Origin of the sequence: Pseudonocardia sp. SID8383 (genome assembly GCF_009864975.1) — a bacterium.
Classification (GTDB): Bacteria; Actinomycetota; Actinomycetes; order Mycobacteriales; family Pseudonocardiaceae; genus Pseudonocardia; species Pseudonocardia alni.
On record NZ_WWFY01001133.1, the window covers coordinates 1 to 727 of the forward strand.

Annotated in this window: 1 protein-coding gene; it reads right to left on the bottom strand. The window is 78.4% G+C overall.

Annotated features, from left to right (window positions below; genetic code table 11):
• Positions 1 to 193: 193 nt before the first annotated feature.
• A partial coding sequence (locus GTW08_RS27470; RefSeq protein WP_161152722.1) for an ABC transporter ATP-binding protein occupies positions 194 to 727 on the bottom strand: 534 nt, incomplete at its 5' end.

A 727-nucleotide genomic window follows, 5' to 3' on the forward strand; every position in this document is an offset into this window, starting at 1 on the left:
GCGGCTGACCGGGCCGACCCGTCCGGCACACCCCGGCCCGGTCCACGGCAGCACCGGTCCCGGCGTGCGCCCGGCCGGCGAGACGCACGTTTCCGCCCTCGCGGGGGCGGAAACGTGCACGTCGCCGTACCGGCGACCCGACGGGGGTGGCGGACCGGTCGTCGGCGCCACGCCCGGCGGGGTGGGTGCGCGGTCAGGCGCTGACGGGCCGGGCCGGGGTGGAGTCCAGGTAGCTGCAGGTCAGCCGCCCCTCGTGGGTCGAGACGACCCCGCGCACCCCGAACACCTCGGCCAGCAGCCGGTCGTCGACGACGTCGCCGGGTGCCCCGTCGGCGTGCACCCGCCCGTCGCGCAGCGCCACGATCCGGTCCGCGCACCGCGCGGCCTGGGCGAGGTCGTGCAGCACCGCGACGACGGTCAGGCCGCGCAGCTCCTGCAGCTCCCGGACCAGGTCGAGCACCTCCAGCTGGTGGCGGACGTCGAGGTAAGTGGTGGGCTCGTCGAGCAGCAGCACCGGGGCGTCCTGGGCCAGGGCGAGCGCGATCCGCACCCGCTGGCGTTCCCCGCCCGACAGCAGCTCGACCGGGGTGTCGGCCCAGGCCTGGGTGCCGGTGGCCGCCAGCGCGTCGGACACCGCCGCGTCGGCGCCGCCGCCGAGCATGCCCAGCGGCCCGCGGACGGCGTAGCGGCCCTGGGCGACGAGCGCCCGCACGGTCACCCCGCCCAG